Genomic DNA, 15,286 nt, shown 5'->3' with positions numbered 1-15,286 from the left:
AAACCTTTCATTCATGGTTTTTGTACTTTACAATACACAGTAAATTGCAGGTTGATTTTAATTAAGGTGTACAAGATCAACTATACAATTATAGCATATAATTTCCTGCTGCTCTGTTCGCAACGTTACTTCAAGATCTGTATCCCTGGTACCGGTATTTTGAGTGAGCTAGTGGTAGTGAATATGGAATGAAGTATATCCATAATCTATTTGTGCAACGAAGGCCATAGCATCCTTGATAAATTAGCCCGACGGAATGCATCAACGGCATTGCTATTATGGCTTTGATATTCTAATAGCTGTATTGTTACTGAGAAGTGCCAAGTTGTTAACTATTACTTGATCACCATCTTTTAGACCATTAGTGATCAGCGTTTGTGGACCAGCCTCTTCTCCTATGGTAATCTCCTTACGTATTGCATGACCATTAGCAGCCACATATACATAAGACATGTTACCCTCTTTTTCAATTGCTCTCGTCGATATAATAATGCCTTCTTTGGCATTTGTCCCCACAAAGCTTACATCTGCCAGCATGCCTGATTTTAGCTCGTCACTGGTATTTACGACGGTTATTTTCACTGGAAAACCGTTGCCATTCGTATCTTCAGAGCTAATACTTTTGACCTTGCCTGTAGTCAGTGTGGCGGGAGAAGCTACGCGAACCTGTACAGGGTCACCAACTTTGATATCGTTAATTTTTTCTGCTGGCACATAGATCAACAGATTGACGCTATCTAGATTGTGGATTACTAGTGAAGGGGATGAAGTCGAGGTTATTTCTCCTACTTCTATATTTTTGGTTTTAACAATACCGTTGATAGGTGATGTTATTACTGAATTATTTAGCAAATTATGGACAATATCTACATTTAACTTGGATTGTTCCAATTTTTGTTGACTCGCTTCGATTCCCGCAGTGCTCTGCGATACGACCAACTGACGTTGGGCATTTTTGTAACCAATATTAGTATTTTCATAGCTGTTTTTAGCATTCTCGTAGGCCGTTTTTGAAGTGGCTAATGCCTTTTGAGCAATAGTCAATGATTTTTCTCCAGCGGAAAGCTGATCTTTAGCATTGGATTTTGCATTAGTCGCATTGTCGTAGGCCGTTTGTGCACTAACTTGAGCAGCTTGTGCTTCTTCTAATTGGGCTTGTGTCACTAAAGAACTGTTGTACAGAGTTTGAGTGCGGGACAAATTCTTCTTCGCATTTAACAGCCCCTCCTGTGTCGGCCTTATGGTATTCGTAGCAGTAGAGACAGCCGTACGAGCCTGCTTCAATGCGGTTTGAGCCTGATTAACTGTTTGCTGAGCCTCATTGATTCCTTTTTCTGCTTGTGAAATAGCACTTTTGGAGGAAATGACACTGTTTCTCGAGCTGACTATTCCGGAGTTAGCAGATACCATACTGGATTCACGAGTGTCTTCTGCGGACATAATGGCTGCCTCCGCAGCCGACACATTGGATTTGGCAATTTTCAAATTGTTGCGAAGATCATCATCTTCCAGTTTTAAAAGCAACTGCCCTTTCTTCACCTCTGTCCCTACGTCTACAGCTATGTTCTTAACTTTCCCGGAAATTTTAGGAGTAATATTAACTGTTTCAGATGAGGTTATTTTACCAGTATATATTTCACCTCTTCCAATTACCCCCTTATGAGCTTGGCTGACTTTTACCTTTACATTTATATCCTGAGGAGCTTCGGTGCCTTGTGAACAACCAGAAATAATAATAGTTCCCAGCAGTATTACCGCAGTAGTCGCTTCCCACCTTTTCATCAGATACTTTTTCCCCTTTCATTCCAGGCTTATACTAAAAGAAATGAGTGAATTACGCTTGATTTTCCGTTACTGCGGCTTTCGATGCTTTTCGTCCAGTTAGAAAAAGTAAAATAAGCGGGATCGAACAAAATAACGGGATCGATGATAATAGGAATGTATCAGCAATTCCCCTGGAATAAGCATCCAGCGAGATTAAACCGGATATTGTTGAAGACCACGAACTCCCAAGAGTTGACTGTAAGGCCTGAGCCGCTTCCGGTGTAATGGATTCAGAAATATGCTGAGTATGGAGTGCCGTACGGTTTTGCATGATAAAAGTGAGAATTGCAATCGCCATCGAACCAGCTAGGGTTCTTATCAGATTAGACGCGGCTGAGGCATTCCCAACCTTATTGTTCGCTACGGCATTCATCCCGATAGTAGACAGAGGCATTAAGCATAATCCAATTCCTACTCCACGTAATACTGTTACAATTTCAAACCAAGAGCGAGATGTCTGCGGTGTTAGTAAATGAAGGTGATAAGTCATAAAACTGGTTAGTGTCAGTCCTACGAGTCCGATCGGTATGATACCTATCTTGTCAAGCAGCTTGCCCGCAATGGGCATCATCAGTGCCATAGCCACCGCCTGTGGAAGCAAAACAAGCCCTGTGTCCACTGGGGATACCGACTGTATGTTTTGTAAAAATAATGGCGCTAAGAAAGTACCCCCATACATCCCCATCATGACAAAACTGGAGGTAATTACACTAATGGTGAATTTGTGATTTTTAAACAATGAAAGATCGATAACAGCATTATCCTTGCCGCTCTCAACAAATATCAAAAAGATCAACGACCAAAATGCAATAAAAAATAAAGAAACAATTTTAAAAGAACCCCAGCCATCTGATGGCCCGCTAGAGAGGGCGTAAAGTAATGTACCTGCACAGGTAGCAGCTAACGCAAAACCTGTGAAATCGAATTTTATTGAATTGCCCTTTGGCGGTTCTTTGATCAATAATACAACCATTAGAATGGCAAATAATGCAACTGGAACACAAGCGATAAACAGAAATCTCCAATTAAACCATTCAATCAAATAACCGCTTAACGTCGGACCGATTGCAGGTGCAGCCATGGAGGAAATTCCCCAAATCCCGATTGCCATTCCAACCTGTTCGCGTGGAATTATTTTATACACAATGGTCATACTGAGCGGAATAATAACTCCGCCACCAAGGCCGGCAATAATACGGGCAGTTATCAATGACAAATCATTCCATGCAAATATGCAAAAAGTTGTACCTAATGTAAAAACGGAGAGAGCACCGATCAAAAACTTCTTATAGCCAACCCGTTGTTCCATGAATCCTGTGATCGGAACGATGATTCCGGAAGCAAGAGTATATCCGGTGATAACCCACTGAATTCGTGAGGTGGTAGAGCCTAAATCTGCAGTCAACTGTGGGATTGCCACATTAATTAAACTGTTATTTAAAACAGCAACAAAAGCTCCCAGGACAATTGCAAAGAAAGCCAGCCAGCGTTCTCTGGGTGAATCAATGGGAGGCGCAACGGTTATTTTATTTGAATCCAAGCAGATCCCCCTCTATGGAGTATGAATTCTAACTTTAACGTTGGTTCCTGGAATCAATTGCATATCATCGGGTATGTTTAAGGCAATTTTTACGGGAACCCGTTGAGTAACCTTATTGAAGTTACCGCTAGTGTTGGTTGCAGGAATTACAGAAAATAAAGAGTTGGAAGCTTGCCCGATTTTACTGACTTTACCCTGAATTACCTGACCTTCCGCAGCATCCAGTGTAACATCGACACTTGTACCAGGTTTGATTCGGCTAATGTCGGTTTCTTCAATGCTGGTTAATACATATAAGTTTTCCATATCTGTCATTATCGCTACCGCTGAGCTTGGTGATGCAATTTCTTGCTCTTGGGAGTAAATTTTAATAACTGAACCATCAATAGGTGCTCGAATCACAGCTTTGTTAACGGAACTGGAATCCAAACCGGATATATCCTGTACAGCAATCATCTCATTCTGCTTTAGTGTATCTCCTTCTTCAACATAAATATGATTCAGCTTTGCAGTAAACAGTGGCATAACTTTATATTGATCCGCAGCAATACGAGCATCTTCGCTTGTCACATAATGTGTGCCTTGGTACCAGTAATAGTAGCCTAGTGCCCCGCCACTCAATATAAACAAGACAATAAGAACTGCATAAATTTTCTTCTTACCCACTAACTCCACCTCAGTAGAATGAATTTTCATACGAACACCTTGTCTCGACTCATCGATCCCCTTTTTATCCTAAAGGATTGATGCTGTAGGAAAGATCTCATAGGTAATTATTATCCGATCTAGTAGAGATTTAAGGAATTTCCTCCTTTCCATGTACTTTTCTGATACGTCTTTCAAACCTTAATTTGTATAGATTACTTTGTACAGAGTAATTATGATGATGATTTTAACCTAATCCCTTACTTATTGTCAATATAATGAAAATTGAATGGGGGTTAGATTATTGACAAGGTAAGGTAGGTGTCTAAAGCGTTTCTACTTCATTAAGAATTTTTACAAAAAAAAGCCCCCAGTTCCTATTTGGGGACAGACCTCCGTTTGTGAGACAGGGATCAAAACATCTTCCAAGTTAAGCACACATTCATCGGAAATCAATCGGTGACTGTTTTTTATTTTCTTTTGAATGCTAATCAATTTTATAATAGGTAATATTTAGAATAGTCTGGAAGGCCCCCCATGTACAACGATTGCAATCGTTGTACATGGGGGCCTTCGAGATAGAACGATTCTGACTTTAGTGTGGAATGAAACGAAACGATTCGATGAAGCATTATTAGCAGGTATTCCCTTGCGGGACATGCTCATGATAATGCTTTTTCCTTTGACGGCCACCTGATAGCCCTCAGACAGTATCACGCTGCCTTGATCGCTGTGGAGCATCATACCAGATCGACTTGGGGAGTTGACATAACGTATCCAGAACCAACGGAAGGTGTGTAACGATTTTCTTGGATAAAATATACAGAACTTTTCTAAGTTCATGAAACAAAATATAAGTGATGTTAGCCGACCTATTAATGTGACTGGTTAAAACCTAGATTAGATTGTAATAAGTCACAAATTAAAAACAAATAAGATGAAGAACATGAGGGGAGGAATAGCTAATGCCGGCAAGAGATTTAGTGTTTTAAATTTCTTAATTCCTAAAATACTTAGTCCTGAACATAATATTAAAATACCTCCAATAATGGTTACCTCGTTCATTAGATCTGTATTTAACGAATTCTCTATTAATTTCGCAATTAAATAGATTGAACCTTGCCAACAGAATAATACTAGAGCAGAAAACGCTATACCTAAACCAAATGTTGAAGCTAAAACTATAGAAGTTATACCATCTAACATCCCATTAGCAAATAAATAGGTCAGGTCACCTTTTAGAGCAGCTTCAACAGGGCCTAGTATAGATAAGGAACCGATACAGAATAATAAAATAGCAGTAGATAAACCCTCGGCCAAATTACCTTTCGAAAATCTATTAACAATATTGGAAAACTTCATCTCCAAGTTGATCTTTTGGCCAATTAATCCACCTATGGCCAAACTAACAATAAAAAGAACTGGATATTTACTAGATGGCATATGCTGTACGATTGCATTAATTCCAAGTGCTGTTGCAGCTAATCCCATCGATTGCATTAAGATTTCTTGGTACTCGTTCTTTATTCCCTTTTTAAAAACACTCCCAATAATACTACCTACAATAATCATTAGCACATTAAAGACTGTACCAAACATTATAGTTCTCTCCTTTCAAAATTGGCATATGAAAAAAAATAAACCCTCTAGTAACTAGAGGGTCAAGCATTTTTTTTGATTAACGACTAAAAGGCAATAATATTTCTGTTACGTACTTATCCACATTATTAGTGATGCCATAGTCGATCAATGTTATTTCGATAGAATCGTCTATGATATTATAATTATGATTTTTAATATAATTAAGCAGCTTTTCATAAAATAGAGATGCATTGACATGAGTTCCTCTGAACCGAACTCTTAAATATTCGCGAGAGGGAAAAATGACAGCAGCCTTTGGTATCTTATCCCCTTCCTCTAAAACCATAAATATACTGTTGTATCGGTCAAATTTATGTGAATGAATGTCTTTAAAAGCAACTGAAATTCCTATTTTACCTAAAAATATACTTCCTTCAATGTTAAAATTTTTTCTCAATTCGGCAATTGGATACTCAATATCTTCGCCAGGTCTATAATCTTGGATTAAATGGGCTACTCTTAGTTTCGGGAGCTTCACTTCCATAATTGTATCTAATGGATTAGTTATAGCATCATATATCTGAGTCAAGCGTCGCGAAATTTTCCTTTCCACCAACTCTAATTCTCTCTTTTTATTAGCAATTTCAGTCTGTTGCCTTTTTAACATCTCAATCAGTTTATCCGTATCACGGTAGTCGAAAAACTCCAAAAGCTCGCTGATCGGTAAGCCCAGAGCCCTTAAATATTTTATTGTACTTAACCTTTCAAATTGTTGAGTTGAATAATAACGATAATTGGTTTTCTCATCTATATACTCTGGTTTCAAGAGCCCAATCTCATCATAATATCTAAGTGTGGCAATTTTGACCTGAAATAATTTTGATAAATCACCTATAGTGAATAATTCCTTCATAAAAAAACCGCCTTCGCAAATCTATATACTAAAATATGGAAATCTATCTTCTCAGTTTTTCTTCCAACAGGCAGACTATACTACAATTTAATTTTTTCATGTATTCAAACCATCAAGTTAATTAATCAAATGCTTCACCTGCAACAATCTTACTCCAGTGCAATTGTTATAATTACATAGCAATTTCACTCATATGAATGAACGCAATCACTGCTTAATTATGACTTGCATTTCATTTTTTTCTCTATCGTGTGTTACAAGTTACATGTTAACCTGCATGTTATTTTAAACTTCGTTTCTCGTTAGTTTAACCTTGGATGTCCGGTGTTTCTCTCTAGTTGTGCATCCAACCCTACTTTATTACCGGTGAATTCAGAGAATCCTTTGCCTACTTTGAGCTGATTGATGACGGTTTCGGTTGTTGTTGCCTCCTCCCTCAGAAATTAGCCCTTTTGATACCAGTTGTCTATGGACAATAAAGTTGTTTACTAACATCCTTGGTGTATCAACGTTTTTCTGATTATGTGATTCTGTAATATAAAATAAAGTTGAGTAAAATGCAAATATTTTTGCCTGTACGATGTACAATAATATTTTGGACAAAAATCAAGTATTTCTAATTTCGACCTAAATAATAGTATTAAAAATCTTATTAAAATCCAGACTTTAATTCGTATATTTATTAATATTTAATGTCAATTACGATATTATCACTTTATTATGGACAACAAAAAAGACATCTAGTATGCTGTACTAAATATTTCCTTCTAGTGGGAAATATACCTGGTTTATCTACAAACGATTTTCGAATTAGAACAGTAATATAGGAGTATGTTTCGTTCTAAAGTGATGAACAATTCCAGAATAAGCTTAACGACCTGTCCCCGGTGGCATACCGAGAAAAGACAAATGCAATAGCAAAAGCAACTGTTTCCACTTTTGCGGCTAAGGTGAGTCAAATGATGAACCAAGCCGCAGTAGGTGTAACACCTGGGTTGATGCTAAGGTGCAAACCTCAGTCAATCGTTTGGGATAATAAATACCCTACCAGCATTAAGCTGATAGAGTATTTTTGTATTATAGGTTACTCTGCCAAGAACGGGTATCGGCACAGATGCTATTGACAATTGTTAAATTTCGGACGACAATAGAATCCGTTAATACAAATAATGGGATTTTTGTGCGGGAGGTGGGTATGACATGAAGCATACACCTACGATTCGGGCGGAATTAGGAAGATACCTAAAACAAGAGGGTTTGAGCATAACCCAATTGGGGCATATTGCAGGCATTAATAGGGGAATAGTAAGTGGCATTGTGTCAGGAAATAGTTCTATTTCAGTCAATCAGCTTGATCGGATCACTGAGGCTATGGGTTTGCCGGAAGGCTACTTTTACGACTTATATATAGAAAACTACATCATCGACCTCCCCCCGAATATGAGGCGAATCGAGCCATTAATATATCGTTGTGCAGAGCTGGACAAGCTGGATGCGATCCGTCGAATCGTTGGACAAATTATGGACAATCTACTCTATTCGCCTAAAATATTTGACATGGCAGAAGCATTATTTGCACAAGGTCAGCATAATGCTGCGCTGGTGCTCTATGTGAATGTAGCAGAAGTGGAGAAATACCAGCACTCTGAGCGCTTGGCAATCTGTCAATATCGTATGTTCACGATTCAGGTTGGAGATGATCAAAGCCGTAATCTTAAGGCGGCTACTCAATTTGAACCCTTTGTCGAACGGTTAGGTGAACTAGATCAACTTGATGCATTGAAGGACTTAGCAAACGTGTACAGGTCTTTGCGTAAATGGGACTTGCTGGATGAGACAGCTAAAAAAATGAAGGAGAAGGCGGAAATCCAATATGTCGTGAAACATCAACAGAAAAATCGAGACCGTGATGAGGCTGCTAAGAAGCTGAGTCGTCCCATGTTTGTGTACATAACCTATGCTGATTTGTTGTGTGCAAGTGTATGTGAAGCCCAAGGCGACTATAAGCAGGCATTACAACATACATACGCCTACGCTAATTTAGATTGGATCAAAGAGACGGACGAGGATACCCTGCATTGGATCAAATTGTATCAACATTGGGCGCAGTGTAATACTTACGTATATAAGCTTTTATCTGGCGATTTAAGTGTGCTACACGATTATGTTGATCATATTATTGCATCGCCAGATAATACTGAAAAAGAAATGATCGCCAATCTGATGAATATAGTAATGGCAGCAAACCAATATCAGATAGATGTGGAAGGTATACTTCAGCAGTTTGAAGCCGAAATAAACGCTTTTGCACAACAGCAACTATCTAATGATATATATACCCGACAAGTTGTGCCAGACCAGTATGCACGTTTTGGTTATGAGTTAGCCTTTTATTATTTACATCGAGGACTGTACAGTGATGGTTTTAAACATTTGATGAATGCATTGCTAAAAGCGAATATATTAAAGAATGAGACATATTTTATAAACTGTATGGGATTGTTTGTTCGTTTTCAAGCCCATGCGGTTCTTGAAACCAAAGCGGAGTATTTCAATCTTATTGAAAAGGTGTGGGTAGAGAATGTTGAAAAAAATGGTTCTGTTCGTCATCGCAACTAGCTTTTTGTTCTTAGCTATACCTATTCATCCGCACAGCCATAATCAAAACATTCAGCTTCAAGAGACGGTTGGAGGTTCTTAAACGGATAGGAAGAAAAGAAATCCTCGCAGACCAGTTAAGGACTGACCCCATTTGTGAGACAGAGATCAAAACACCTTTCAAGTTTAAGCAGCCAATCGTCGGAATTCCATCGGCGACTGTTTTTTAGTTTTGTTTAAATCCGAATTGAGTTATAGTTGGGATGTGGTCTCGAACGATTTGTTCAACGATTGCCGTCGTTGTACTGGAGATTCTTGTGAGATAGAACTTTTCAGACTATAGTGTGGAATGAAACGATTCGATGGGGGCATTATCAACGGGCGTACCCTTGCGGGACATGCTCATGGTAATGCCTTTTCTCTTTACAGCTTCTTGATAGGTTGGGACGTATGAACGCTGCCTTTGATTACTATGGAGCCGTGCCTGGTAGAGATCGTAGCTAATTTAGCATGTTCAGCACAAACGCTGTGTCTTGCTTGTTTGCTATACTGTAAGCCACAATCTCTCCGTTTAACAAGTCTAAGATACTCGACAGGTACAACATTTTTCCACCAAACGACAGATACATAATATCTGTGACGAGTTTTTGCATCAGTGCATCGGCCCCAAACGTACACATATCTGCTCAACCATGTGATCCTTGCCCTCGGTTCCATACGTGGCTTTCCAACGGTAGTAAGTAGCAAAAGGAGTTCCTAACCATGCACACCCTTGGTGACATCTCCTTTCCTGTACCTTTTACTTTTTCCAGTTACGAAGTGTACTCAGGACCTTTATTGTAGGTGTACTGCTTACCCACAGGCTGCTTCAGTCTCTGGAGCTGATCTTTTCGATACCATAACATCCGCACTTTTAGTTGGGTCTTATTCTTATCTCTAACTGTTCCATGACTTCCGCACCGGAATGCCTGCCAATCTCATCTCTATCGCTTTCATCCTCACTTCTACAGGGGAGCTACTCTGATTGCCAATGTAAAAACACCTCCAAGGTTATCTCCATATCTTACGACATGGATTGATTCTCTTGAAGGTGTTTTGATTTGTCTCACGTTATGGGGTCAGTTCCTAGCCCCAATACAGATTAGTGGCTTTCAATTAATTCTCGGACTAATTGTAACCTACATAATCGCTAGTTAGTGTGCTTGCTCCTGCTAAACAGGTTGATTTCTTATTAGATGTGCACTGCTAATCGTGACAATATGCTGTGGCTGTAATCCTAAAAGTACTCTCCCGTATAGCTCTAGGCAGGTAGAAGCTGTGGTAAACGCATGATTAGCTCCGCCTCTAATGTCACGGAATATTTGCGATAATCGGTTCGAATCCAGAATTGCGCTACCGCCGCTTTCTACCATTAGCATTTCAACTGCTTCCGAACACAACATAGCAGCATACCCAATATCCGTTTGGATTCGCACAAAATCTTCCTGACTTAATAGTTCCCCACGTTGTACATTATCCTCTAGAATGTCGATGGATCGATTGATATGAAGATGTGCGGATTCAACCTTCATAGCCGCCAGCCCTACTTTGTACTGAATATGTCCAACTTCTGCCTGGGATCTGTGAATGGTCATGGCTATTCCCTTGTTAGGTGCTCTTTCAACAAAGTACTCCACTGCCCCTCTTGCAAGCCCAAGAATAGTGCTTATACCTGTTGTAATGCTGGTAATCAGAAATAAATAATGCTTATATCGATCTTCCTCCTGTAAATGATGTAACCTAGTCTCATCCACTTCCTCGAAATTTTCGTCAGCAACATATTCATTGGGAATAAAGACATAATTCATTTCTAAGCTATTACTTACCGATCCTTTTAAACTCATCGTATGCCAATCATCGATAATTTTAATTTCATCCATGGGAACAACGGCCAGCTTCATCTTAGGATCTTGTTGCATCGCACTAGCATCTTTTAAATTTAACAATGCATGTGTTGCATGCTTTGAGCCAGAACCAAAAGCCCAACGACCATACTCAACCCAATAGCCTCCATCCACCTTCTTCACAACAGCTTTAATTGCTTGTAGTACCGAACAAAATTTCACCTCTTTTTCTTGTTTGAAAATCTTATCGACAACTTCTGAGGGCAGTAGCTGCGACGAACTATAGTTATTTCCGTTTATATTTTGAACGACCCAACCCACGGAACCATTTCCTCTTGCCACTTCTGAAACAATTTCAATCATTGCTCGAATACTCACTTCATATCCACCGTATTTTTTCGGTGTTCTAAGCTTGAAGAGTCCTGCACTTGAAACTTTTTCAATAATCTCTTCAGGTATATGCATGTTTTTATCAATTTTTGTTCCATACTCCATTAACAATGGAACTAATTCCGTCGCATTCTGGAGAAGTTTTTGCTCTTCAGCGGTAAGTTGAATTACTTTACTTAAGGTTGACAATAGAAACACTCTCCTTATTACACGTATTAGGTTTTGATATGGATTCTGAGATAAAATGACTCATAAACTACTCTATAATGCTCCGATCAAGATGGGGCCATTTCCACTCTATATCTCATCATCGTGCACCTCAAGAAACTTCCAGTTATTAGGAAGACAGTAGTTTAAAATAAAAAGCTGACGCCGAAGAGGATAATCTCGTTGCAGTTTTTTGATGATACGGCCTTTAACCTCGACGACTTCAACGGAGCCATCTTTGAGTTCCATGTAGAAGTCCGGTGTATACACACGTTTTTTATATTTCTTGCCGCAATGCTCCACAGCCTCCACAATCTCAAAGGTTTTATGCAGTTCCAGCTTATGGAGGAAACCTGCAATAATCAAAGGAACAATTCTTTTATTATAGAAGCGCTCCTCCACTTCGCTATCAAATGTAGGGCGTTGAGTAGGCAATGGCTCCCGAGGTTTTACCAACCGTTGATCTTGTTCTCGAATTTTCACATGAGGATTCGATGTAAGGAGCTCCATGAGATCGGCTTCAGACATATGCATAGGCTCACCTCATTATGACCAGTCTGATTTGGCGACTTTCACTCGTCTAACGAACACTCCAAGAACAAGCCCAGCAACGGCAATCAACATAGCGAACAAAAGTGCGTTCTGCATCCCTGCAATCAATGCCAGTTTTGTATTAGCCGGGTCTGAAGGGTTAGGTACATCCTTCATAAAGTTTGCTACTCCGCTTGTCATAACGCTAACCGCTACTGCTAATCCGAGAGCCCCAGCAATCTGTTGTAGCGTAGTCATTATAGCCGTTCCATCCGGGTACATCTCGGCAGGAAGCTGATTAAGCCCATTCGATTGAGAAGGCATCCATACCATTAAAACTCCAATCATTAGGCAGGAATGCAGGATCACTATCAAAGTAATCGTGGATGCCATCGTAATACTAGAAAAGAACCACAGTGAGGCCACGGTTAAGAGCAAGCCGGGAACAACTAGAAATTTGGTTCCAAATTTATCAAAGAGCGTCCCAATGACGGGGGAAAGAACAGCAGAAAGGATACTGCCCGGAAGAAGAATGAGACCCACCTTCAGAGCGCTTATTTCAAGAACGCGAATCATAAACATCGGAAGAATAAACATGGCCGACATTTCAGACATCATGCAAACGAACACCAGCAATGTACCGATAACAAACATCGGATTTTTAAGCGTTCTTAAGTTCATAAGCGGTTCCTTCATGTTCAGTTGCCGGAAAACAAATAGTATCAAGGCTATAATGCCCACGATTAGGGATACAATGACCTTGGAGTTGCTCCAGCCATGATCGCTTTCTCCAACGATACTAACAGCGTACACGACACCCCCAAAACCCAAGGTTGACAAGATCAAAGAGTAAAGATCGATACGTGGTTTAGTTATTGGTGATACATTCTTTATATACGTAGCGCCAACGAGCAAAGCAATCAGCAGGGTCATTAAAGATACCCAAAATATCCAATGCCAACTCAGCTTATCGAGCAATAGACCCGAGATGGTTGGGCCTATAGCAGGTCCCACAGTAAAAACAAGCGTAACCAGACTCATCGCTGATCCGCGTTTCTCAGCCGGAAATATGATTAGAGCTGTATTGAACATCAATGGGAACAGGAGACTCGCTCCTACGGCTTGTAATATACGTCCTATCAACAGGATTTCGAAACTTCCGGCCATGCCTCCAATAGCTGAACCTACGATTGAGATAATGAGTGAGGCCAAGAAAAGTTGCCTCGTGGTAAACCACTGGATCAACAATCCTGAAAGTGGAACTAAAATTCCCAGTGTGAGTAAATAACCACTACTTAGCCACTGGACTGTGGATTCCGTAATAGCAAACCGATTAATCAAATCGCTAATAGCTATATTAATTGCAGTTTCATTAAACGTACCTATTATACCGGCCAGCATTAATGAAAACATAATAGGTAAAACTTTAACATTTGGAACCTTTTGTTGTTCTGAAACAGTACCTGATTGCAAAACCTTCACTCCTCTATTTCTTACTAATTTTCACTGCATTACTATCTGCAGCACGGGATAATTTTTATATTAGTAAGCTCGTTCACCGGAGCCTCGGTAGCAGGCAGCACATTGAGTTATTTTCATATCTGAACCTCCTTGTATATTTATCTCATTCTCTCTCTAAAATCCTTTGAAGAGTTAAACTCGGAAGCGGATGTTATGTATCACCACTTCAGCTCTTCGGTCACATTTCTTTGAAAAAAATGTGACTTTTCGTATAGAGGAGAACTTTCAACTTTTTGATCATAGCACACGCGTGTCAAGTACCCCCCTCATCTAAAGAAAAAGTCAACCCCTATATTTTTTTGTGCAAAAGTTATAATTTCATATTTAATTGCAAACATACTTGATGATGAAAGTTTCCAAATGTAATCACTTCAGAAATTTAGGAAAAATGTCTAATAAGTTTGTCGTAGCTACTTTACTTTGATTATTTAGTATAGAAATTTTAATTAAATACAAGTTCTTGTCCTTTGACATTTAACATAGTTATGTAGTTATGTATCGAAAAAAGAATAGGTAGAATCCCACACCTGCATGCAGGGTATGTATTTAAAGTCCATTTAAATTAAATGTAAAGCCGCTCCTGAAAATTCAGGAGCGGCTATCATGATATAAGCTCTTCATTTGGGACTGTGTGGTTTTAGAAGATACCAGCTTTTTGCGATGTTTCTTTGATCCCATTAGTCCCCTCAACTACAGTTCGGCCCCAATCCGTCAGATTACCATTAGGTCCTGTTGCAAGATTGAGATAGGAGAATTCGGAGCTGTTACCATGCCAGGACCAGGCTAACCAGCCAATACCTTTGGATTGGCCGTATCTCATGATTTCTGTCTCGTCGACATCCGCTCCCTTATGGTAACCGCCAAATTCACCAATAATCAGAGGAAGCCCTTTATTCAGAACACTATCGATATTGCTGCGTACAGTTTGAGCATCTTTACCAGCGAACTCATACATATGGATGGAAAATACCGTATTCTTCAAGTAATCAGCTGCAAACACAGATTGTCCAAAATCCGGTATAGACTGAGGGTACTGTCCCCATCCGGCACAGTCGACGATGAGCGTATTTTTGATTCCTGCACTTCTGAGCTTGGGAATAGCCTGCTTGTACCCTTCCGCCCAATTGCTACCATTCCACGTTCCGTGCCATTCGTTAGCAATGTTTACGATAACTCTATCTTCTTTTCCAATTAGAGCATCTTTTATGCTAATCCAGTAATTCACAGCCGCATCCAAAGATGCGTAATCGTCTTTGCCCGTAGTGTCATGAACTTCAAGCACAGGAATCATTTTATAACTTGTGACTAATGATATAATTTCTTCCACTTTATTAATATTATCCTTCTGGTACACGTTTCCGTTTGAAAGTACAATCCGAACTGTATTAGCACCTGTCTGAGCAATTGCCGGGATAGCTGTGTAAAATTGATCTTTGTGCCAAGAATGAGCATAATTGACGCCTCTCATAACAAACGGCTTGCCTGTAGAATCATACAATTGGGTTCCGCTCACATAAAATCCTGAGGCAGCTTGTGCCTTTGAGAAGAATCCCCCTAAACCTATCATGATGAGCAGGCCAACCAGTCCAGACAGTAATGCTTTTCTTAACAATACTTTCATTTTTATTCCTCCTTAAATTTATTATTCAACTC

General features: G+C 39.5%; 10 protein-coding genes and 2 pseudogenes. 1 reads left to right on the top strand and 11 read right to left on the bottom strand.

All coding sequences use genetic code 11. From position 1 onward, the window contains the following. Window positions 1-276: 276 nt before the first annotated feature. From NSS66_RS26585 to NSS66_RS26560, 6 genes and pseudogenes are all read right to left on the bottom strand, one after another. A complete protein-coding gene (locus NSS66_RS26585; protein ID WP_340960095.1) occupies window positions 277-1,782 on the bottom strand; it encodes an efflux RND transporter periplasmic adaptor subunit in 1,506 nt (501 codons plus the stop codon). A gap of 52 nt (window positions 1,783-1,834) precedes the next feature. Next, window positions 1,835-3,364, bottom strand: coding sequence for a DHA2 family efflux MFS transporter permease subunit (locus NSS66_RS26580; RefSeq protein ID WP_076265050.1), 1,530 nt, complete (start codon window positions 3,362-3,364; stop codon window positions 1,835-1,837). A gap of 12 nt (window positions 3,365-3,376) precedes the next feature. Further along, window positions 3,377-4,060 carry an HlyD family secretion protein gene (locus NSS66_RS26575; RefSeq protein ID WP_371917996.1) on the bottom strand — a complete coding sequence of 228 codons (684 nt, stop codon included), beginning with the start codon at window positions 4,058-4,060 and terminating at the stop codon, window positions 3,377-3,379. 524 nt (window positions 4,061-4,584) lie between these two features. Continuing rightward, window positions 4,585-4,793, bottom strand: a pseudogene (locus NSS66_RS26570) (IS3 family transposase); the annotation flags it as partial. 131 nt (window positions 4,794-4,924) lie between these two features. After that, the gene (locus NSS66_RS26565) at window positions 4,925-5,608 is read right to left on the bottom strand and encodes a DUF554 domain-containing protein (protein WP_076265049.1); all 684 of its coding nucleotides are present in this window, start codon (window positions 5,606-5,608) and stop codon (window positions 4,925-4,927) included. A 79-nt stretch (window positions 5,609-5,687) separates the two neighbouring features. After that, window positions 5,688-6,503 carry a MerR family transcriptional regulator gene (locus NSS66_RS26560; RefSeq protein ID WP_076265048.1) on the bottom strand — a complete coding sequence of 272 codons (816 nt, stop codon included), beginning with the start codon at window positions 6,501-6,503 and terminating at the stop codon, window positions 5,688-5,690. A 1,200-nt stretch (window positions 6,504-7,703) separates the two neighbouring features. Between NSS66_RS26560 and NSS66_RS26555 the strand changes: the two genes are divergently transcribed. Then, the gene (locus NSS66_RS26555; RefSeq protein WP_076265047.1) at window positions 7,704-9,122 is read left to right on the top strand and encodes a helix-turn-helix domain-containing protein; all 1,419 of its coding nucleotides are present in this window, start codon (window positions 7,704-7,706) and stop codon (window positions 9,120-9,122) included. A 165-nt stretch (window positions 9,123-9,287) separates the two neighbouring features. Here the strand turns inward: NSS66_RS26555 and NSS66_RS26905 are convergent. The 5 genes and pseudogenes from NSS66_RS26905 to NSS66_RS26530 all read right to left on the bottom strand — a co-directional run bounded on the left by NSS66_RS26905 (window position 9,288) and on the right by NSS66_RS26530 (window position 15,254). Beyond that, window positions 9,288-10,133: pseudogene (locus tag NSS66_RS26905) on the bottom strand (transposase). Window positions 10,134-10,312: 179 nt separating this feature from the next. Then, window positions 10,313-11,563 (bottom strand): acyl-CoA dehydrogenase family protein, encoded by a 1,251-nt coding sequence (locus tag NSS66_RS26545; protein WP_076265046.1) that lies wholly within the window; start codon window positions 11,561-11,563, stop codon window positions 10,313-10,315. 108 nt (window positions 11,564-11,671) lie between these two features. Beyond that, on the bottom strand, window positions 11,672-12,115 hold the full coding sequence (locus NSS66_RS26540; RefSeq protein WP_076265045.1) for a DUF1064 domain-containing protein: 444 nt from the start codon (window positions 12,113-12,115) through the stop codon (window positions 11,672-11,674). Window positions 12,116-12,127: 12 nt separating this feature from the next. Next, on the bottom strand, window positions 12,128-13,525 hold the full coding sequence (locus NSS66_RS26535) for a DHA2 family efflux MFS transporter permease subunit (RefSeq protein ID WP_081391192.1): 1,398 nt from the start codon (window positions 13,523-13,525) through the stop codon (window positions 12,128-12,130). 745 nt (window positions 13,526-14,270) lie between these two features. After that, the gene (locus NSS66_RS26530) at window positions 14,271-15,254 is read right to left on the bottom strand and encodes a glycoside hydrolase family 5 protein (protein WP_076265043.1); all 984 of its coding nucleotides are present in this window, start codon (window positions 15,252-15,254) and stop codon (window positions 14,271-14,273) included. Window positions 15,255-15,286: the final 32 nt, after the last annotated feature.

This window comes from Paenibacillus sp. FSL R10-2748, assembly GCF_038005565.1.
Lineage (GTDB): Bacteria > Bacillota > Bacilli > Paenibacillales > Paenibacillaceae > Paenibacillus > Paenibacillus polymyxa_B.
The sequence above is the reverse complement of the archived record's forward strand: the minus strand, read 5'-3'. Positions and strand labels throughout refer to the sequence as shown.

Coding starts and splice junctions, on each gene's coding strand:
- NSS66_RS26585 (WP_340960095.1), bottom strand. CDS start 1,782: ATGAAAAGGTGGGAAGCGACTACTGCGGTAATACTGCTGGGAACTATT.
- NSS66_RS26575 (WP_371917996.1), bottom strand. CDS start 4,060: ATGAAAATTCATTCTACTGAGGTGGAGTTAGTGGGTAAGAAGAAAATT.
- NSS66_RS26565 (WP_076265049.1), bottom strand. CDS start 5,608: ATGTTTGGTACAGTCTTTAATGTGCTAATGATTATTGTAGGTAGTATT.
- NSS66_RS26560 (WP_076265048.1), bottom strand. CDS start 6,503: ATGAAGGAATTATTCACTATAGGTGATTTATCAAAATTATTTCAGGTC.
- NSS66_RS26555 (WP_076265047.1), top strand. CDS start 7,704: ATGAAGCATACACCTACGATTCGGGCGGAATTAGGAAGATACCTAAAA.
- NSS66_RS26540 (WP_076265045.1), bottom strand. CDS start 12,115: ATGCATATGTCTGAAGCCGATCTCATGGAGCTCCTTACATCGAATCCT.
- NSS66_RS26535 (WP_081391192.1), bottom strand. CDS start 13,525: ATGTTTTCATTAATGCTGGCCGGTATAATAGGTACGTTTAATGAAACT.
- NSS66_RS26530 (WP_076265043.1), bottom strand. CDS start 15,254: ATGAAAGTATTGTTAAGAAAAGCATTACTGTCTGGACTGGTTGGCCTG.